Source organism: Vibrio sp. 99-70-13A1 (genome assembly GCF_013114625.1).
Lineage (GTDB): Bacteria > Pseudomonadota > Gammaproteobacteria > Enterobacterales > Vibrionaceae > Vibrio.
In genome coordinates, this window is sequence record NZ_VTXD01000010.1 from 92,587 (window position 1) to 114,156 (window position 21,570).

Here is a 21,570-nt window from a genome sequence, read left to right on the forward strand (position 1 = left end):
GGTTATCTCAGTTTTCTTATACTCACTATTTTTCTTTTCTGCAGTAACCTTTCCTCATCGTGCACATCAATACTGCATATATTCAAAATGACTGCGGGACAAAGGAATCAATAATGAACCGAACCTCCCTTTTGGTACTAATAGCCAGCATATTTATGATTTCAAATACTCAGGCTAGCGACATGATGTTAACGAATGCGACCATCTATGGTTTTGATAATGCCGACACTATTGTAGTTAGTGATGGCAACATTATGTTTATAGGTAAAGAAGATGAAACTCATCAATTTAGAGCGAGAAATACCGAAGTTATCGATTTAGAGCAAGCTTATGTCATGCCAGGTTTTATTGATAATCATAACCATGTGTTTGAAGCGGCCTCTGAAGTTGGAGGTAATTGTGAACTTAGCTTAGATGCCTCGCTGGAAGGTCAAGTCCCATTTTTAAAAGCTTGCAGTGAAAACAGTCATTCTAGTGGTTGGCTGATGGGGTATGGCTTTTCATTAGGGGGTATTTTAAATGAAGACAACCGCCAAACGCCCCTTGAAGTCATAGACCGCATATTCCCGACAAGACCTGTAGTGTTAATGGAGCAAACTTCTCATTCAATGTGGGTTAACTCTGCTGCTCTTGAGCTCGCGGGTATCACTAAGGACTCAATTGAACCGCAAGGGGGGAAGATACTTAAAGATCCAATCAGCGGTGAGCTCAACGGTATTTTATTTGATAACGCAGGTGATCTCGTTATGGAGCTGGCGTGGAATAGCCTAAAAGATCAGTTTGACAAAAGTTATGACGGTTTGATTACAGGCCTTGAAGAGTCTGCTGCACACGGTATTACAACCATTGGTGATGGTCGATTATATTGGAAGCGCGGCTGGTATGAAGTGTGGAAAAGGGCAGAAAAAGACGGTGATTTAACGGCTCGTGTCTCTCTGCGTCCATGGATATACCCTACTGATTCGATGGAGCCACAGTTAGACTTCTTGAAGAAGATCCAATCGAGTAATACAGAGAAACTGCTACTGGTGAATCAGGTGAAAATGTATAGCGATGGTATTCCGATTAATGGAACGGCGAAAACGCTAGCGCCTTATTTAACCACTTATATTCCTGATGAGCCGAACGGTATTAATTATATTCCACCTAACCAGATGAAAACTTGGTTGGACGAATTGAATAAGCTTGGTTACAGCGCTCACATCCATGCTATTGGTGATGGTGCTGTTCGGGAGTCACTTAACGCGATTGAGTATGCTCGTCAAAGTGGTGCAACTAAACCTTATACATTGACCCACGTCGAATTTGTAAATCCGAAAGATGTAAATCGCTTTGTTAAACTCAATGTTACAGCCGATTTTCAAGTCGGTTCCGAATATGTGGTCGAGCACGATCATTCTTGGGCTAAGCTTTTACTCGGAGCGAAGAGAGCCCTAGCAATGATGAACCTTAAAGCGATTTTTGATACTGGTGCAAATTTAACATTGAGCAGTGACTGGAATGTTCATGAGTTAAACCCGCTTGTTGGAATCGCTAACAGTGTAAGAATGGGTGATGCGGGGTTACCTAATGTGATAGTAGCAATTGATGCATACACCATCAATGCAGCGTTGAGCCTAGGAATAGAAGATATAACGGGTTCCATTGAGGTAGGGAAGTCTGCTGATTTTGTTATCTTAGAACAAGATATTACTCGCTTGCCTGTCGATGAAATTGCAGATACTGAAATCTTAATGACAGTACTGAGAGGTGAGGTTGTCTTTGACGCAGAAGATTAAGGGAATTAGGGCCTGGATTGACTTGCTAAGTCGTTTAGATAAGGAAATTTAGCGCACTTTAATGAAAGTGATTGAATCAGTGAAGTAGCGTTGTTGGCGGAATGAATAAATTCATTGTATAGAAGAAGACCTCGCCGATTGCGAGGTCTTTTTATTTATATTTATTTTTATTAGCAATTAGCTATGTGCTTATTAGCGATATTGGTACGAGTTAATTCGCTACAAGCTATATTGTGACTAACTGTTTCGTCACTAGCTATGTTGACACTAGATAGCCTGTTACTCGGTCTAGAGTTAGTGCTGCAATATCGATGTGCGAACAATGCCGTTCACCGTGGTATTACCGACGATATTGAGCTTGCCGTCAGCACCATAAAATACAAACTTAGGTACTGTTGTGTAAGCCGAATGCTCTACTGTAGTGTCCGGAAGAGTAATAGTTTCTGACAGGTTTAAATGGTTTGAACTGACTATCATGACCTCGTTGCTCTCCCCTTGAAGCGCGTAAGCCGTTTTAGTGCTGTCGTGCGACTCATCAAGTGTCTGAATCGTTTGCACACCACCCCAACCACTGTTGGTAGGTAAGGTTATCTTTCCAGCGTAAGTCATATCACGGCTTGCGTTATTCGAAGTATTCAATCTCACGCCACATTGTGTATAGATGAATGTGCCAGTATGGTTGAACCAAAAATTATCACAGAAACTGTAATCTCCGTGGTAAGGGGAGTCGACAGGGTTTGCTGGGTTTTCCGGGTCAGAAATGTCCGTTTTTGCGACATCTTCAGGGCTAACATTCGTATCTAAACTATAGAAGGCCTGGCTGCTAGGGCTGATTTTGAGTACTGTTTTTTCGTAGTACCCCCAGTCACTTCTAGACTCCACAGAACCGCTTTCAAGGTTAATGACTTGTAGGTCAACCCATTGATCTGTTTTTGGTAAAGTCCAAGCGTAGCTACCATTAGTGGTTAAATCAAAAATATCATGGGAATGGTAGATATTCGATACTTGGGTATCTATTGGAGAAGAGGCGTTGTATTCAAGTGTAGTGATCATCGCATCGTGACCGACCACAAAACGATTAGTACCATTGATGTTATCGACAGTGACGGCTGATGGCGATCTATAAAGGTCTATCTCATATGCTGTCGCATCGTTCAGGCTATAAAAATAGATTGCTTTCTTAGGGCTATCAGAGACAACCGCAATGACATTTAATGCGTCGGAATAAATTGCATCGACAGTGTTGTGGGTAGGTGCATTGTTAAAATTGATAGCAGAAACATTTGGTGTTGCTGGAGTGCCTCCATCAGGATTTGGATTCGGTGTTGGGTCAGGGTCTGGTGAAGTATTATTGATCTTGTAGCCAACTGGGATGATTAATGGGCTGCCTTCTATCGGGTAATTACAATTGTAGTCATAACATACGTCTACATTGATAGTGGAACTAAATGAGCCAACGCCAAGGATAGATGGGCGTTCTAAAGTCATATTTAGCTCTATATTCGAAGCATTAAAGAAAGAGCTTACTGATGTGACGAATGGATTGTTGGCTCGCGTCTCTACGCGGAGGTTGTATAAATCCGAACCGGAAACATTGATGGCGTCAGGTACATTTTGAAACACGCTTACATCAGTTAATTCAGCCACAGTTTCAATTTTTGGAACGGCTAGCTCCACTTTTTGATCTAATGTCACTTCGTTGGTCAAAGTGATTGCAACTGGTGAGCCAGAGTAGTGCTGGTTACAGTATTCATCGTAGCAAATTGCAAACTGAGCTGTTGTCGATTTTGTACCATTGCCAACTTCATAGCCTGGCTTCATGAATACGTTAACGTGACCCGTTGCATTGTTGTTAATATTGTACTCAACACGAGATATTAAACTCCCACTGTCACTCATGATCCCGTAGTAGAGATCGTCTCCGGCGTTATAGTTAACGCTAAAAGGGATATTGACACTGTTTTGTTCAAATGCCCCAGATTCCATTTGATAGCTGGTTTGTGAAACATTGACAGCGTTACCTGATGAGCCGCCGTCACTACCGCCACCGCAGCCAGCCAGTGCCAATGCAGATAGTGCTGGTAGTGACTGATAAAACTTATTCCATTTCATATAATTGCATCCAATCTATAATTCTTAAATCATTGATAAATTTAATCATATTAATGCAATTTCATGCAATGCATCATCAAGTCGTATATGTCGCATTTCTTAAATAATATTAATAACTTATGGTAATTTTTGAGATGGTCAGGTTTCAATTTGGCATTTGGTTCGTGTCGCTTTGTGATAAGAAAGTTTTCTCCCGCGATATAAAAACTCTCTCTTCAAGCACTTTGTGAATACTGCTTGGCAAAAGAGTTAATGTGAAAGCACTATAAGAGGGAGCTCATAATCCCGAACTACTTTTTGATTCTTAGGTGTAGGGCGAGTAGGAGTATGGTTATCCAATTTATTTTTCGGTATGCTGTATTTAATATATGGGCAATTTTAGCGTGAAAACATGGGTACATATGTGGTTCCAGCTTCAAATTCAACGACAGCCGATCTTGAAGTAATTTCATTATTGACACAGCTTCATGGTGACAAAAGTACGAAGGCGATAAAGTTCACACGTAACCAGTTAATGCATATAAGTAGCATGCATAACGTCGATTTAGCGCCATTGTATGAACAGTACCTTAATGCAGTGGATGCATTTGGACAGGGCGATTTATCTTCGGCGACTATGCTTTTTAAAGCCTTTGTTAATCATAAAGAAATGATTATTCCTGCATCACTGGTCTCCTACGCCAATATCTATCTTGGGAGTATTTTCGCATCACAAGGTGATTTTTATCTCTCTCTGTCTCATTTTACTAAGGCTGAGACGGACACACGCACTACCGATCACCAGCTAGCGTTATTTTTAAATCTAAATATAGGAAGCTTATATATTAGCCTTGGTGATTATGAAAAGGCTTTGGAATACAGTGAAAGTGCTGTTGGGCATGGGGCTCATGTTAATACCGCCTCAAATACTAGTTTAGCTCTATGTAACCTTGCTCTTTCTTTAGCGAACACCAACAACCTTGAAAAAGCTTTAGAAACAATAAAGGCGGCTACCAAACTCTCTTTAGATGAAGGGTTTATGCAGGGCTACGCATTAAGTCAGTTTTATTATGCGCTAATTCTTTCATTGATGGGTAAAACGCGGGAGGCTTTTGAAGCCTATAAAACCGCTTTTGAGTTGATAAAAAGCCATGCCGATACTTACTTGAAAATCGAATTTTATAGTCGATATTCTGAGTTCTTGCTTGAATGCGGACATGTTGAATTTACCATTACTTTTTGCCAAAAAGCACTTAAGTCAAATGGTATCAATGGCAATAAGCGAATCAAACTTTCACTTCTAAATACGTTAGTTGATTGCTATAAGAAAACTGAAGATACCGCATCAGAAAACCAAACCCTAAGGCAGGTATGCGAGCTATATAAAGAACTTGCTGATGATTGGAAAAATAATGAAGTGAGCTATGCCAATTCTATTCTTCACCATTCAAAAGTAGAGAATGAAGTGACTAATTCAGAGCTGTTCACAAGGCATTTATCTCATTTAAACGAACTCGGACAGTTGATCGCGAATACAGAAGATAAACCTCAAGATATGCTGAGGTTATTTGAAAGTATTGGTGAACTCATTCCATGCAGTGCGTTTAGCCTTGCTTTATTTAGAAAAGATCGCAATGTACTCGATTATAAATACCTTGTTGAAGAGGGAGAATTTCAGCAGGGGTTTGAAGTAGAGTGTGACGAAGTTTCTAGGATTGGCATCTATGCATTAAAGCATAATGCTACGGTTGTCTTAGACACATCTAGTGATACTGAGATTGGGCAATACCTTGATGTATCCTGCTCGCCGAAAGGCGCATGGATTAATGGAGATTTAGAAGATGCAGGGACTTCAGTCATTTGTACGCCAGTTACATTCAATGGTGAAATATTAGGTGTAATCAGCATCCAAAAAAATCAAAGTTATGCTTTCCAAGATTTTCATGTGCAAGTCGCCACTCAGTTGGCAAGCTATATTGCTGTTTCATTGAAGAACTTATATCAGCATCAAGAGCTTGAAGATAACCGTGTGTTTATGGAGCAAATATACCTTACCGACCACCTTACAGGATTAAAAAACCGATTTGCTTTGAAACCTTACCTTGAAGACCTACGTGAAAAGCGGGATTCATCCGTTGAAGTTTCAACTGTGTTACTCGATGTGGATTATCTCAAAGCATTCAATAATGAGTATGGGATGACTTCAGGAGATGATCTGTTAGTGACGCTTGCGAATATTTTACGGCACGTAGCTAAAGACAGAGGTGATGTATTTAGAATTGGGGGAGATGAATTTGCGGTTGTCTTGCCTGCCCCTGTAGCTGATTTAGCCTTAACGGTCGCCCAAGAAATTAAATCACACTTGAAGCTAAGTGCAGTTAAAAATAGAGGTGCAGGAGAAGATGTTGTTAGCACCGAGGGTGAGGATGCATTAGTCACGTGTACTATTGGCGTTATGGATCCTTCCATAGTAACTAATACTGCTCAGTTTGAACAAAGCATATTAGTGGGAGAAAGAGCACTAATAAAAGCAAAGAAAAACCAACGGAACCGATTATTACGTTATGCATATTCAAATTAATCGTCTTCGATATTCATATTCACTGCTAGATTTTATGGTCTCAGGTAAACCGTTGTTGAGAATAATATTAAATCAAGTTGCTGATTTTAATGAATATAACTCAAGGCGTTTAAATAATAATAAAAAAATCACTTTGGATTAAAAATCTATTTATCCAGGGTAAATTAGTTTTTTGGACTGGTCTTTTGAGGTTGTGTAGTGTTTTTTTGGTTAAAACTGAAGGTTTATAATGCTCTTATCTAACTGATTTGACAGATTAATTGCCCCTAATAAATAAAAAGTTGGCGAAAATCATAAGCTTGGCATACACTTTCCTTGTAAACACCTATATCTTATTGAATTGGATAGGGTAAATGCTTTGGCGCTACTACATTAGTAGCAATGTTTAACATAGCTTTGAGGAAAGTTTTATGGCACTCACGAAGGCCGATTTGGCTGAGAACCTGTTTGAAAAACTGGGATACAGCAAGCGGGATGCCAAGGAAACGGTTGAAGTGTTTTTCGAAGAAGTTCGTAAAGCACTCGAAAATGGCGAACAGGTAAAACTGTCGGGTTTTGGTAACTTTGATCTAAGAGAGAAGAGTGAAAGACCTGGACGTAATCCGAAGACTGGTGAAGACATTCCAATTTCTGCTCGACGTGTTGTTACGTTTAGACCCGGACAAAAATTGAAAGCTCGAGTCGAAGACATAAAAATCGAGAAGTAAGCCAAGCAATAGACCACGCTAAAGCGTGGTCTTTTTGTATCTAAAGCCGGTCAAATCGATACCGTTGGTCGATATAGGTCAATTCAATTTTTGTCTCTAATAAAAAAGCTCCCTTATCGCACTTGATATCAAAGGCGAGTAAGGAAGCTTGTATGATGCTGGATACTTAACTACTTAACTACTTAACTACTTAACTACTTAACTACTTAACTACTTAACTACTTAATTATCTAATTATCTAACTAAAAAATAGATAGCAGGTGAGGCTTTTGATTGCCTAGCTTAAGCAGCCTTGATGTGAGTGGTTATGTAAGGTTGCCATGCCTGTTGGTACAGCTCTAATGACTGACGTCTTAAGCTGGTAATCTGTGCAGCCTCAATGTCATTCACATTTCTCTTCTCGGCAATGGCATTTCTTTCGATTCCCTGAATGATTTCATAAAGGTCATGCTCTGGACCGCTTTTAACATCAGCAATAGCTTTAAGGTGAAGTTGCACTTCTGCCACTATGTTGGTTTTAGGTAATCGAACTAATAGGTTTAAATCCCGGTAACCAGAGTCTGCCGGTGTTTTAAATTTATTCTTAACCTTCACTACGTCGGCTTCACGGCTTAACGCTTCATAGACTTCTACTAAGCTTTCAACATCATTAGCCACAATGGTAGCACGCGCTAAATCCGTTATTTTTGAAACGTCGCCATTAAGCTCTAGTTTGATTTTTTCTTTTGCACGAGTGTCAGATTTTACGCCAGCGAACAGGGCATCTGATTGAGTAAGTAACGCAGTACTTTTACAGATGGTTTCTAATTCAGCTTGAGCTTGGTGCGCTTTAGAATAAAGAATATCGAAGTCAGTATAAGGTTGGCTTGGTTTTGAATCGAATGCGCGGATGCCGTAAAGCCCACTTAAACTATGACGGAATACCTTTGAAGATATTTGATTTTGTGCCGGTGCACGAGATTGCTCAGTTGAGCTCGTTGATACAGTTGCTGCGAATGCAGGCGCTCTACTTAATACTAATAGCATTAAAGCAGTGGTGCGGAGAAATAGACTCATTCAAACTCCAGAATACACGGTTACTAAAAGGAATACTTAAAGGTTGCAACCAAATATAAATTAAGAGAAAAATGCTCTACTAAAAACTATATGGGGTAAGTTTTAGTAGAAACCAACCATAACGTCTTATAAAAAATCAAAATGTGAACTGGTAGCCAAAGTCATAGTTAGAACAAGGAGTAAGCCACGATTAAACCGATGTATTACTAATAGAAACGCCGAGTTTTGGTGACAGTTTGTGTCGCTAAGTTACTTGCTCTTGCTTTGCTATCCTGTACCCTTGCATTATGACAACTCAATATGAATGAAAGATGAATAATCCTGATTTTTGGCACAATAAGTGGGCTGCAAACCAAATTGGTTTCCACCTAGAAGATGTAAACCCATTATTGCTTAAGTTTTGGCAACACACCTCTCCAAGCTTTGACAAGAAAGTGCTGGTGCCTTTATGTGGAAAAAGTGAAGACTTAATATGGCTAGCTTCGAAGCATGAAGCAGTACAAGGCGTGGAGTTAAGCCAAATTGCTGTACGTTCATTTTTTGCTGAACATTTATATACACCAACGGTCACTAAGATCAGTGGGCAGCATGAGTTGTACCAATTTGATGAGTTAAGCATTTATATGGGGGACTTTTTTAGTGCTCCAGTAGAACCCGTTGATATTATTTATGACCGCGCATCCCTAGTGGCATTGCCTAGCGAAATGCGTGTGCAATATGCTGAAAGGTTGAAACAATTGCTGAAGCCTGGCGGTAAGATTTTATTGGTCACTCTAGATTACATACAGAGTGAGATGTCAGGTCCCCCGTTTAGCGTGCCTGAACAAGAAATTGAGCAGCTATTCAGTGGGTTTAAACTGACTAGATTGAACCAAGACATTGCTGGAGCGGATCACCCTAAGATTGCCAAAAAAGGGCTGACTCGATTCTCGGAAGAAGTGTATCTTCTTGAAGACATCTAATTCGTACTCGATGGGCTTAATAAATGAAAAAGACAGGTATTGACCTGTCTTTTTTAATTCATCAAGAACTCGCTAAACGAATTGCTAAGTTAAGAAATAGCTAAGTTAACAAATAGCCAAGTCAAAAGTTAACCGTTAATAGATAACTTTTATCTTACTTGCACTTTCAACTGCATCTTCAATTGCAGTTTCAACTGTCTTACGGCGTGTAAGCGCCACACCTAAGCGTCTTCGACCATTGATGTCAGGCTTACCAAATAAGCGAATCTGTGTCTGAGGGAATGCTAGCGCTTCATTTAACCCTTCGTAACGGATGTTGTCTGACGTACCTTGCCCAAGAACGACAGCTGAAGCACATGGACCATACTGGGTTATCGAGTTGATTGGCATGCCAGTGAAAGCACGAACATGTAAGGCAAATTCTGATGAGTCCTGCGATAGAAGCGTTACTAAGCCAGTGTCATGTGGACGCGGGGAAACTTCGTTAAAGATAACATGGTCACCTTTGATGAAAAGCTCAACACCGAAGATACCAAATCCGCCTAAGGCATTAACTACTTGTTCTGCGGTAAATTGTGCGGTTTTTAAAGCGTTGTCTGACATGACTTGTGGCTGCCATGATTCACGGTAGTCGCCATCTTCTTGGCGGTGACCGATTGGTGCACAGAAATGCACGCCATCCACAGCTCGAATGGTTAATAAGGTAATCTCGTAATCGAAGTCAATGAAGCCTTCCACAATCACTCTACCAGCGCCAGTACGACCACCTTCTTGAGCATAGTCCCATGCTTTCTGAATATCAGCTTCAGTTTTGATAACACTCTGACCTTTACCAGAAGAACTCATAACCGGTTTGACTACACAAGGCAGACCAACGAATTCTACAGCAGCAGAGAAATCATCAAAATTATCGGCAAAGCGATATGGAGAAGTGCTAAGTGATAATTCTTCAGCAGCCAGTCTACGGATACCTTCACGGTTCATTGTTAGCTTTGTAGCATTTGCTGTAGGGACGACATTGAGTCCTTTAGCTTCAAGCTCAACAAGTTTGTCTGTTGCGATTGCTTCAATTTCAGGTACGACATAATCTGGTTTTTCTTGCTCAATAATAGCTTCTAAAGCTTTGCCATCTAGCATGTCAACGACATGACTACGGTGAGCAACTTGCATTGCTGGTGCATTTGCATAGCGGTCACAAGCAATCACTTCCAAACCTAAACGTTGGCATTCTATTGCGACTTCTTTACCAAGTTCACCAGAACCGAGTAAAAGGACACGAGTTGCATTTTGACTAGTTGCTGAACCAAACATATATATTCCTTCCGAACTGTATAGCTGATAAGTAATTTAAGAACGGGGTGATAATACTGTTTTGAAATCCAAAAGCAAACGATTGCGCGCGGGATTTTCTTACTTTTAGATAATAAAAAAGCCACCGACTAAATTAGTGGTGGCTTGTTAAAGCGTTGTTGAATATATGTGTTTAGATTGCTAGGTAAGATACTGGAATGTCAGGATTTATTGTTTCAAGTGTTGACTGAGTATCTGCTAGGTGGCTAATAGAACCTTCGTTCATTTCAACGAGTGCAGCGCTTTCAATTTGGTCGAATTCAAAGCCAGCTAATCTTAATTGAATAAGTGCTACCTGAAGCGGTGGTAAGCTAGGGTTGAAAGCCGCATTTTCTGCATATGAACCTACGAAAATTTCACCAGAAATAAGCTTTAATGCTACACCGCTAAGGTTCTTTGTGTAAGGCGCATGGCTACGGTTTAGAGCGTGTAATGCACTGGTCACAAGCGCATCATTGTCTTCACATGAAAACGCATGGTCTAGCTTGCTCATTAAACCTGTTGTGATACCAAGGTCAGCAGGACCAAAAGAATCGGGTAAGTAATCTTCTAGAGACTTTTCATCACGCTCAGGAAGTTGAATTTTAAGCTCTTTAGCGGTTGTCAGTTCATTCATAAACTGGCGACAGTGACCGCAAGGGCTGAAGTTGATCGTGATATCAGAGATACCTTCTTCACCCTTCATCCAAGCGTGGCTGATACCCGATTGTTCAGCATGAACTGTTTGGCCGAGTTGTGCGCCAGATATTTCAAGATTAGCACCGAAGTATAAACGACCAGAAAGTCCGCGAACTAATGCACCCACATAAAAGTTAGAAATAGGCGCGTATGAATAAGCCGCCGCTAAAGGGAGTAGTGCAACACGAAGTTCATTATCTTCTAACCCACTGGCAGAAAGTAATTCTTGATATTGTTCTTTACTAAAAGTGGCATCAAAACCTTCAGCTAACACAATGTCACTGAGAAGGGCTTTAATGGTTTGAGGAGCACTTTCTAGCGCCAGAGTGATACGACTTGTCATGTGTAATCCTTAATTAATCTTAGGTTTTAATTCTAGATCATCATAGGTATTTATCTGTGATAAAGATCACCATTTAAATGTCGATGTTACATGTTGTTTCACAATTAGAGTGAGGTCACAAATGCAATCGATTTCAACTGGGAATTAAGCCATTAGTTATATAAATATTAGCTCCTGAAAAAGAGTTTAATATTTATATTCGGGGTTTTGTAAGCAGACTCACTGCGATTTGTGTCATAAAAAATTCAGCCATTGCGTTTAGAGCTTCAGCTAAATTTTAGCTGAAGCTCTGGGTTAAACGTTGGCGAAATGTCAAATTGAGAACTGTAGATATAAAGTAGGATGGCTAATAGTGACTGCTATATCGCTAAATCAAAAAAGGCATAAACCCATACAACTGCAGAAAAGATACTAGGCGCGATGATTGAAGTGATCACGCCGCACAGCACTAAAGCAAGTGAACTAAAAGCGGCATCTTGTGGGGCTTTTTCGGCACTGGTTGCGGTTCCTAGCGCATGAGAGATGGTTCCCATGGTAAGACCGCGGGCTATGGAGCTTTTTATTCCTATTAAGTTATAAATAGGGTAGGCAAAAATGGCACCGAACAAACCCACTATCAATACTAAAATTGCAGCAATTGCGGCTTCTCCACCCAGATTGCTGGATATTTCCATAGCAATAGGGGTGGTAACAGATTTACCAAGCAGACTGGCGACTAGGCTTAATTCGGCATGGAATAATGTGGCGATAGTGGCGGCCGTAATCATAGACATGATACTGCCGATCGTGCATGCAAGCGTTATGATTCGCCAATTAGCTCTGATTTGTGGAAGTTGTTCATATAAAGGGTAGGCTAAGGCAACCACAGCGGGTTGAAGCATGTAATTTATCCAAGTGTTATCAGCGTAATAGCGCTCGAACGGTACTTTTAGATAAGTAAGAATAGGGATCAAGATCGCGAGGCAGATCAGTAATGGATTACAGAAAGGTGAATTAACTTTTCTGCTTACCCATCTAGCAAACATAAAAACGATGACAGTGACAATTAACCACATACTCAATCCCTTCTTGTAAGTAAGCGGTCAAGAAACAGCGCTAAGGAAACTAATACGATTAATGAACCACCCACAGCACTGGCTAAAATAGGCAATGCATTGTTAATCAGCATATCAATATGTTCCATTAGCCCAACACTGATTGGTACGAAAAGGAGCACCATAAATCGAATGATTAGATTGGCTCCAGGTTTCACCCATTTAGAAGGCAGTAAACCGCTCGCCATTGCCGTGAATAGCAATAGCATTCCAAAGATACTTCCAGGTATAGAAGTATATAAAAACTGTTGGATGACATTACCCGCGGTTAAAGACCCAATAATGAGTACGAAAGATATTAAGCAGTAAATGATGTCAATGAGCTTACTTTTTACATCCATAAATGTGGATAGAGCCTTTGTGGTTTGGAATAGTCAGTGTATTAGCTAACAAGCTTTTCAACATATTGGTAAACAGATTTGAGAATCGCCATTTTCTTCTCATCACTTTCATGTTCATGAGCTAGGTTTTCAAGGTTTAGCATGTATTCTTCAATTCGAGTCTCATAAAAATCACGACAGTGGTTAGCCCATCGTTGTTGCTCATTCTCATTGAGAGTTAATGGGAAGTGCCTTGCACGATAACGAAATAGCAGAGGCTCAATTCGAGCATCATTGAAGCTGATATCAAGTGCTGCGAGATTGTTTGGATCGGTTTCACGAATGATATCCATGGCTGCTTTGTCTGCAGGAGAAAAGAAACCATCGTATAAGTGAGTGTCGACATCATCACTTTTTTCATAATCTCTGTCGACTGCATATAAGCCGATCAGCTTCTCTCTTATTTCTGGGTTGTCTTTAATAATGGCTAGATTCTTTAAGCATTGTTGTCTATCAATGCCGATTGTTTCGGCATTTTCAGCCGTCAACGTTTTAGCCGGGGCAATCACTGGGCATTTGTTTAAGTGAACCAACTTTATTGGAACAGGCAGTTCATCTTCTGATAACTCACTACGTTTAGTGTAAAGCCTTTCACGCAGAGCATCGGAATCCAGCTCAAGCAGTGGAGAAGGATCTTTTGCAAGATCAACCACAATAACCGCATTCTTATTTACTGGATGCCAAGCAACAGGTACGACCCAGCTCGTGTAGTTGCAATCACGACCAAACATGCCTGAAACGTGCATTAATGGCGTCATGTTTACAATATCAATAAGCTCATTTACTTTACGCTTGTGTCGCATATTGTATAAATAATCGTACATCTTAGGTTGAGCTGCTTTTAACTTTTTAGCGAGCTCAATGGTTGCGATTACGTCAGCCATGGCATCGTGAGCATTTTCATGTTCAATACCATTAGCTTTAGATAGATGCTCAAGTTTAAAGCTTGGGTAACCTTCTTCATTTTCTGGCCACACAATGCCATCCGGTCGAAGTGCATGGACAGCACGCATGACATCAAGCAAATCCCAACGAGAATTACCGTTCTGCCAGCTCCACGCGTAAGGGTCGATGAAGTTTCGGTAACAAGTATAGCGAGTAACTTCATCATCAAACCGAATACTGTTATAGCCAAGGCTAGTGGTATTAGGCTTGGCGAGTTCTGCGTGTATTTGTGCGATGAACTCTGGTTCAGGAAGACCTTGCGAGGCAGCTTTTTGCGGAGTAATTCTTGTGATTAACGCCGCTTCAGGCGCAGGAAGATAATCAGAAGGTGGCTGGCAGTAGATCACTAATGGCTCGCCGATGATATTGAAATCTTGATCGGTACGTACGCCAGCAAATTGGCTTGGGCGATCTTTCGCTGGGCTAGTTCCCCAAGTTTCATAATCGAAAAAGAAGTATGTCGGCTGGTTATCTGAGCTCATTGAATGTCCTGAACAGTAAATGTGGATTTACTATGACTGAAGGTTAGTTTTGCTAAGTATCTGATAGTATGCGGCAGCGGTGCAAGGGTGATTCTTAATAAATTTAAGAAAAATGCTCGTCTTCGCTCCTGTCTTTGTGATTTATGGGTAAATAAAAAGCGCTCAGGTGTGCTAGCTAAATAGAGAGTTAGTTAAAAGTGCTCTCTATTTTAGGCATTAAAAAGCCCAAACATTAGTTTACAAAGAGTAAGTAATGATTGGGCTTTTCGGTTTAAACGTTTATTTTACCGCTGAAAGAGCTGCTTTAAGTTTAAAATGCAGTTCGCTTGTAACGGCGGTAAACAGGTTGCCAGAAATGTTGGTCAATAGCTTGTTGTAAGGCTTCGTCGGTAATCTCTAAAGCGACGCCTTGCTCAATTGCTTTTTTGCCGACTGCAAATGCAATCTTCTTCGACACAAGGTGGATTTCTTCTAATGGTGGAAGAAGTGCGCCACTACCGTTAATTGCAAGCGGTGAGCATGTTGCTAACGCACGGCTTGATTCCATCAGCATTTCATCGGTGATTCGAGATGCATTGACCGCAAGTACACCTAAACCAATACCAGGGAAGATGTAGCTGTTGTTACACTGCGCGATTGGGTAAGTCGTACCGTTATGAACCACTGGTTCAAATGGGCTACCGGTTGCTACTAATGCTTGTCCATCTGTCCAACGGATGATGTCGTTTGGTGTTGCTTCAACACGGCTTGTTGGGTTTGACAATGGGAACACGATAGGACGTTCACAATGCTTATGCATCTCTTGAATGACTTCTTTGCTGAATAAGCCTGGCGCACCAGAAACACCCACTAAAACGGTTGGTTTCGCGTGGCGCATAACATCAAGCAGGGAGAAGCCAGTTCCTTCACTTTCCCAATCTTTAGTATTGGCATTGCTTTGTACTAGACGCTGTTGGAAATCAAGCAGGTTTTGCATGCCTTCTTGTAGTAAGCCCCAACGGTCAACCATATAAACTTGAGAGCGTGCTTGCTCATCACTGATACCTTCAGACACCATTTGAGCAATGATAGCTTCAGCAATACCACAACCTGCAGAACCTGCACCTAAGAAGGTGATTCGTTGATCTGACAGCTTGCTGTTTGCTGCTTTACATGCAGCAAGTAGAGAACCAACTGTTACCGCTGCTGTTCCTTGGATATCATCGTTGAAACAACAGATGCGATCTTTGTAACGCTCAAGCAGTGGCATTGCATTCTTTTGTGCGAAATCTTCGAACTGAACTAATGCATCAGGCCAGCGGCGTTGAACCGCTTGAATGAACTCTTCAACGAACGCATCGTAATCAGCACCTGTGATACGAGGGTGACGCCAGCCCATGTACATTGGATCAGCAAGACGCTGAGGGTTGTTCGTACCAACATCTAACACAATTGGTAGCATGTAGGCTGGGCTAATACCGCCACAAGCTGTATACAATGCTAATTTACCAATTGGAATACCCATCCCACCAATGCCTTGGTCTCCCAAACCAAGAATACGTTCGCCATCCGTGACCACAATAACTTTTACATTATGGTTCGTTGCATTGTTAAGAAGGTCATCGATACGCTCACGGTTCGGGTATGAAATAAATAAACCACGACCACGGCGGTAGATGTTAGAAAAGTTTTCACAAGCTGCACCAACGGTTGGTGTGTAAATGATAGGCATCATTTCAGAGATGTGATTTTGAACTAAACGATAAAAAAGTGTTTCATTCGTATCTTGGATGTTTCTTAAATAGATATGTTTATCCATATCGTTTTCAAAGCTGAGATATTGCTTATATGCACGTTCAACTTGCTCTTGAATGGTTTCCGTCGTTTCTGGTAACAAACCTTCAAGGTTAAAAGAGCTGCGTTCTTCTGCCGAGAATGCACTGCCTTTATTAAGAAGGGGAGTACTTAATAAAGCAGGACCTGCATAAGGAATATAAAGAGGGCGTTTATCGTTGTTCATTGGGTGCCTAATGTGGGAGAAAGAAAACCGAAAAATGATAACGGTTTAGTTATTCAATTGTAAACAACTTCTACGTATTTCAACATGAGAAAATGGCATTCTCGCTCACTCGCCACACTTATCGAAATTCATTAAGAGAATTCGGTATACTCTGCTCACATTTTTCAAGCTTAGCACCCCCATTTATGTCTGAATTGCCTATTGATGAACACAAGTCTATTTTCACTCAGTTAATACAAAATAATCACTTGGTGGTAGAGGCTGAGACGGGTTCAGGCAAATCCACTCGTTTGCCAATATGGGCAGCAGAACATGGTCGAGTTCTCGTTGTTGAACCTAGGCGAATAGCGTGTACTTCACTTGCAACATACCTTGCTGAACAGTCTGGCTGTTCTTTAGGTGAAAAAGTTGGGTATGCCATTAAACTTGAGGCGCAATTCTCACCAGACACCGAAGTGGTATTTGTGACTCCGGGAGTAGCATTACGCTGGCTTGCGGACGATGGATTAAAGCACTTTGACATAGTGATGGTGGATGAGTTTCATGAACGTCGATGGGATATCGATTTGCTGGTGGCGCTTTTAAAAGAGAATAAAAGCCATCGATTGATTGTCACCTCAGCTACAATCGAAGGTGAAAAGCTTGCTACCTATATTGATGCGCAGCGTATACAGTGCGCTGGACGCGTCTTTGAGGTTTCCTATCAATACCGAGCAAGGGACTCGCGCAACTTACCAGACATTCGTTCAATCGAGCAAAATGTCCAAGCTGAAGTTGAAAGACAAATAGAACATTCATCTGGAGATATCTTAGTCTTTCTCCCAGGAAGAAAAGAAATTACTCAGAGTGCTCAGATGCTTAATAAGCTCAATGAGCAACACCAGTATGATTTGGTAGTGGTGAAATTACATGCTTCAGTCAGTGATGAAGAAAGGCATGCTGCATTGACTACAAATGCAAAAAGGAAAATCATTTTAGCCACGAACGTTGCAGAAACATCCCTAACGATTCCGAATGTCGGGGTAGTGATTGATTCAGGTCTAGAAAGAAGAACCGTACAAAGGAATGGACGCACAGCGCTGAGCCTTAAAGCCATCTCTAAAGCGAGTGCAAAACAGAGAGCGGGGCGAGCGGGACGTATGATGAATGGTTTATGTATTCGTCTGTATGGTGAACATGCTGCTCTAGAGTTAATGACTCCGCCAGAGCTTCAGCGTGAAGAGCTGATAGAACCCATGCTTACTGCTGCAGCTTGTGGTAATCCGTTACAAAAGTTGAACTTCCTAAACCCCTTACCTGAACGTTCAGTAGAACAAGCCAAGCAGGCATTGTTGCTGATGGAGGCGGTAGATCAAGAAGGAAAGATAACTGAGCATGGTTTAAAAATTGCTCCGCTACCCATTGATGCGCTGTATGCCGATATTGTTACTCGAATCAGTGAAAAGTCATTGAAAGAAGCCATGATCGATTTAACCGCTGCGTTATCAGTTCCGGCAAATTTGTATCAGTTACCTTCAAGTAGTGAAGTATTGCAAGAATTGGCTTTGGTAGAAAAAAATGGCTGCGATATGAGTCTATTGATTGGTTTAGTTCGTGGAGGTACGTACCCACATATCCAAATAGATACCAATGCGCTAAATGAAGCAAAAGGTTTAGCAAAGCAGATGCGTGAGGTTTTTGAATTACCTCAGCTTGAAGCTGCCTCGCGATACCAACGCCTGCCTCTATTAAAAAGTATTATGGAATTGCACCCTGAACTAGTTTTTGTTCGCAGAGCGAAAAGAAAAGAAGCATTTTCAAATGAATTATTGGAAGTTGTACTTGGTCGTCAAAGCCGATTACCAAATGCTTCAGAAGCGATGCTTGTCTTTGATACACATAGCTTACCGGGGCGAGGGGTTAAACAAACTCTCACACTCGCCACTGTCACCGCTCCGCTACCACTTTCATTACTTAGTGAAGCTGAAATAGGTCAATGGCAGCAAGGAGGGACTATTGTAGAAAGCAATACAGTACATACAGAAATGTCGCTTATGTATGCCGGAAAAATAATCGCGACGAGATTACTGGAAGCGGAAGGCGAACTTTCACTAAAGCCAATCATTGAGCTAGTGAATCAAGGTCAGATTTTACCTGGGTTTGCCAAGTTAAGGATACAAGAAATCAGGTATTGGCAGTTGTATGTCGCTTTAGGTTTGAGCGAAGAAATTAAGAATACTGAAGATATTCAACGTTTAACTTTTGATAGCTGGTTAGAAGAACAATTAAAGTTATTAGGCGTTGATTCTCCTGATGATCTAACTCTATTTTCAAATGAGGATTTAACGTTTGAAGGTGTCCCTTATTGGGAATGTGAGGATTTTGCGCAAAAGTATCCTTTTGATTTATGTTTGGGTGACTTGCAGTTATCAGTCGAGTATTTAGTAAATAGAAAGTTAGTCTATGTCATCCATAAAAGCGGTATGAGAAAAACACTTCCTAAGCGATGGGAATTGCCAACGTGGCAAGGCTGGAGAATTCAATACAAGAAAGCGAGTAAAATCGTCGATATCAAATAGTCGTTTAGTTTCTGCTGTGAAATATTAAACAAATAATTTCAGATATGATTATTCCGTACTCAGTTTGTTACATCTTTGCTTTTTATATGTCTTTTCTTTCAGATTAAAGGGTATAAAAGACCATTCTCTTATATCCTATTGCTATATGAGAAGAGTTCGTAGATATTAAGTATATTGTGTTGCCAATGTGTCGGGGGACGATATGGACAAACAAAAAGAGACGTGTGTTGAATTTGATTACACTACCTTTCTTGGGGCCTCTTGTAATAAAAAATGGACGTTTTTAGAAGCACTGACCACGATTGCACCGGTGTTTAGTACCGTTTGGCGAGATAGCATTAAAGAATTGGCGACGCCAGAAGACAGACTTTGGCAAATGGCTTTAAAGTCCATGTCATCTCGTAAAAGTGATGAGTCTAATATTGTGACTTTGCTTAAATTGGCGAAACTGGAAGGGATAAACGAACTTAAGGTAGTGATGCCTTATTCGTTAGAAGATGAGCAAATCGAGTATATAGAATCGAAAAGCCATCTTGTTATTGCAAACAAATCATTAGAAGAGTTTACGATTCGTTTATAAACCTTTCGAAGATAAAAATAACCAGATTGAATAATAAAGGACCTCATGTTGAGGTCCTTTTTTGTTTCAGTTGCTCTTCACTTCTTATCTGATCAGAACTTAGTCAATCAGATCGTATTGAGCACGAAGGATATCTACAATTTCTTGCTTCGGATTTTCGCTAAGAACAATCTTATTACCAGTGATTTTTTCAGCAATATCAGTATAAGTACGAGAAACTGACATTAAGGCATCTAGCGGTAATTCATTGTTCTGAGCTAATGCTTCACGCTCTTGCATACGTTCTTTATTAAGAAGAATGTCTGGATCTGGAAAGTGGTTCAGCAGGAACTGACGGAAACCTTCTTTAGAATTTTCAACAATATTACCGTTGTTATATTCTGAAGTATCCCAAATACGAGATGAATCAGGTGTCCCCACTTCATCCATATAAATCAGCTTCTCATTGCCTTTAGCATCATTGACATAACCAAATTCAAATTTAGTATCAACGAATGTTTGATCAACATTAGCCAGTGCTTGGCTGATAACCGTAAAACCTTCCTTAAGCAGTTTTTCGTAATGTGAAATGTCACTTGCTTGAGTGAAGTTGAATGCTTGGTGGTTATCTTCAATATTTTGACGGGTGATATTAACGTCATCAGCTTCAGGAACACCTGGAATGCCTTTGAGGATCCCTTTCGTTGATGGAGTAATCAGCAGCTCAGGTAGTTTTTTATCTTTTTCTAAGCCTTCTGGCATTTCAATGCCACAAAACTCTCGTTCTCCATTAGCGTAAGCTCGCCACATTGAACCTGTAATGTATTGACGACAAATTGCTTCAATCATGACTGGACGAGCTTTTTGAACGATCCACACGAACGGGTGGGGAATGTCGAGAATGTGGCTATCTGCTAAACCATTATCTTGGAATAATTTAAACCAATGATTCGATATGGCATTAAGTGCTGCGCCTTTTCCAGGAACGCCTTTTAAATTCCCTTCACCTCGCCAAATACAATCGAAAGCCGAAATACGGTCACTAATTACCATAATGGCTAATGGTGCATCAGGTGCTACGTCATAACCTTTTTCTTGAATTAATCTTTGGCTATCTTCTTCGGTTAACCAATAAACAGAACGAACTTTGCCACTATGGACAGGTTTGTTAGTACGGATTGGTAGATCATCATTTACGGCTAGAACTTGATCAGCGAGGCTCATTTAGACATTCCTATCTTTTATCAAACGTCATACAGAGAGTGCGAATGCGCACGAGATTAGACGGGCATTATACCCAAACTAATTTTTGCTGCCACAGAAAAAGCAAACGTTTGCTATTGTTTTTTGGTAATAAAAAACCTCTATTCGCAATATGTATGAATAGAGGTGAAAAAGGCAGGTTCTAAAAGTTGTTGTGTTTTAGCTTAATTACACTCGATAGTTTTGTTTTGTTTTGTTTTGTTTTGTTTTGTTTTGTTTTGTTTTGATTAGCTACATTCAATTAGCTTGATAGAGTTTGATTAAGTTAGTTACTGAGCTTTAACTTAGTGGAGGAGCTCTTGTTCAGATGAAACAAAGAACACTTCACATTGATTCTGAGATGCCAATTTGACTAGCTGGGCTTGTTCAAATTGGTTGATGTTATTACTTGCCACAACAGCACTCGCATTTCTTGAAAGGATGGCTCTTCTTACTATTTCAGCTTCAGAGCAAACCTGAGAGGGCTTCATATGAATGACTCGATCACAGCACACATTATGCTTTTTTAATTGTGAAGCCGTTGGACGTGGTGTCTGAGCGGTAAAAAGAAGCCATTGTTGTTGATTAGACAGCAAAGCGATTCTTGAAAAAAGCGGGTGACTGCTTTTATTCGAAGATCGAATTGAAGATGTGAATGAGCAGTGAAATAGCTGGCTAGGGTTTTGAGTCTTAACGTGTGCTTGAATCATTTTGCTGTCCTTATATACATGCTATATGTCTATACAGTAGTTATTATTATATATA

Annotated in this window: 16 protein-coding genes; 6 read left to right on the top strand and 10 right to left on the bottom strand. The window is 40.6% G+C overall.

Annotated elements, in window-relative coordinates:
• The first annotated feature begins 113 nt into the window (after positions 1–113).
• Positions 114–1,778, top strand: coding sequence for an amidohydrolase (locus F0226_RS09090; RefSeq protein ID WP_171735338.1), 1,665 nt, complete (start codon positions 114–116; stop codon positions 1,776–1,778).
• 294 nt (positions 1,779–2,072) lie between these two features.
• Here F0226_RS09090 and F0226_RS09095 read toward each other — a convergent pair whose 3' ends face one another.
• Positions 2,073–3,890, bottom strand: coding sequence for a hypothetical protein (locus tag F0226_RS09095; protein WP_171735339.1), 1,818 nt, complete (start codon positions 3,888–3,890; stop codon positions 2,073–2,075).
• A gap of 391 nt (positions 3,891–4,281) precedes the next feature.
• Between F0226_RS09095 and F0226_RS09100 the strand changes: the two genes are divergently transcribed.
• On the top strand, positions 4,282–6,450 hold the full coding sequence (locus F0226_RS09100; protein WP_171735340.1) for a diguanylate cyclase: 2,169 nt from the start codon (positions 4,282–4,284) through the stop codon (positions 6,448–6,450).
• Positions 6,451–6,860: 410 nt separating this feature from the next.
• Complete coding sequence (gene ihfA / locus F0226_RS09105; protein WP_137372666.1) at positions 6,861–7,157, top strand: integration host factor subunit alpha; 297 nt, start codon at positions 6,861–6,863, stop codon at positions 7,155–7,157.
• Between the two features lie 282 nt (positions 7,158–7,439).
• Here ihfA and F0226_RS09110 read toward each other — a convergent pair whose 3' ends face one another.
• Positions 7,440–8,213, bottom strand: coding sequence for a RelA/SpoT domain-containing protein (locus F0226_RS09110; RefSeq protein WP_171735341.1), 774 nt, complete (start codon positions 8,211–8,213; stop codon positions 7,440–7,442).
• A 311-nt stretch (positions 8,214–8,524) separates the two neighbouring features.
• On the opposite strand from F0226_RS09110, the gene F0226_RS09115 reads away from it, so the two are divergent.
• A complete protein-coding gene (locus tag F0226_RS09115) occupies positions 8,525–9,175 on the top strand; it encodes a thiopurine S-methyltransferase (protein ID WP_171735342.1) in 651 nt (216 codons plus the stop codon).
• A gap of 135 nt (positions 9,176–9,310) precedes the next feature.
• Here F0226_RS09115 and purT read toward each other — a convergent pair whose 3' ends face one another.
• From purT to F0226_RS09145, 6 genes are all read right to left on the bottom strand, one after another.
• The gene (gene purT / locus F0226_RS09120) at positions 9,311–10,486 is read right to left on the bottom strand and encodes a formate-dependent phosphoribosylglycinamide formyltransferase (protein WP_171735343.1); all 1,176 of its coding nucleotides are present in this window, start codon (positions 10,484–10,486) and stop codon (positions 9,311–9,313) included.
• Between the two features lie 172 nt (positions 10,487–10,658).
• Positions 10,659–11,546, bottom strand: a complete 888-nt coding sequence (gene cdd / locus F0226_RS09125) for a cytidine deaminase (protein ID WP_171735344.1) — start codon at positions 11,544–11,546, stop codon at positions 10,659–10,661.
• 359 nt (positions 11,547–11,905) lie between these two features.
• Positions 11,906–12,601, bottom strand: coding sequence for an LrgB family protein (locus F0226_RS09130; RefSeq protein WP_171735345.1), 696 nt, complete (start codon positions 12,599–12,601; stop codon positions 11,906–11,908).
• A 2-nt stretch (positions 12,602–12,603) separates the two neighbouring features.
• Entirely contained in the window at positions 12,604–12,981 is a 378-nt protein-coding gene (locus tag F0226_RS09135; protein ID WP_171735346.1) for a CidA/LrgA family protein, read from the bottom strand.
• Positions 12,982–13,022: 41 nt separating this feature from the next.
• The gene (gene sbcB / locus F0226_RS09140; RefSeq protein ID WP_171735347.1) at positions 13,023–14,447 is read right to left on the bottom strand and encodes an exodeoxyribonuclease I; all 1,425 of its coding nucleotides are present in this window, start codon (positions 14,445–14,447) and stop codon (positions 13,023–13,025) included.
• A 310-nt stretch (positions 14,448–14,757) separates the two neighbouring features.
• Positions 14,758–16,446: an NAD-dependent malic enzyme gene (locus F0226_RS09145; protein ID WP_171735348.1), complete on the bottom strand. Its 1,689-nt coding sequence runs from the start codon at positions 16,444–16,446 to the stop codon at positions 14,758–14,760.
• Between the two features lie 185 nt (positions 16,447–16,631).
• Between F0226_RS09145 and F0226_RS09150 the strand changes: the two genes are divergently transcribed.
• Together F0226_RS09150 and F0226_RS09155 are read left to right on the top strand one after the other, a co-directional pair.
• Entirely contained in the window at positions 16,632–19,004 is a 2,373-nt protein-coding gene (locus tag F0226_RS09150) for a helicase-related protein (RefSeq protein ID WP_171735349.1), read from the top strand.
• Between the two features lie 202 nt (positions 19,005–19,206).
• On the top strand, positions 19,207–19,584 hold the full coding sequence (locus tag F0226_RS09155; protein WP_171735350.1) for a transporter: 378 nt from the start codon (positions 19,207–19,209) through the stop codon (positions 19,582–19,584).
• A 99-nt stretch (positions 19,585–19,683) separates the two neighbouring features.
• Here F0226_RS09155 and F0226_RS09160 read toward each other — a convergent pair whose 3' ends face one another.
• Positions 19,684–20,787: a phosphoribosylaminoimidazolesuccinocarboxamide synthase gene (locus F0226_RS09160; RefSeq protein ID WP_171735351.1), complete on the bottom strand. Its 1,104-nt coding sequence runs from the start codon at positions 20,785–20,787 to the stop codon at positions 19,684–19,686.
• 323 nt (positions 20,788–21,110) lie between these two features.
• The gene (locus F0226_RS09165) at positions 21,111–21,515 is read right to left on the bottom strand and encodes a hypothetical protein (RefSeq protein WP_171735352.1); all 405 of its coding nucleotides are present in this window, start codon (positions 21,513–21,515) and stop codon (positions 21,111–21,113) included.
• Between the last annotated feature and the right edge of the window lie 55 nt (positions 21,516–21,570).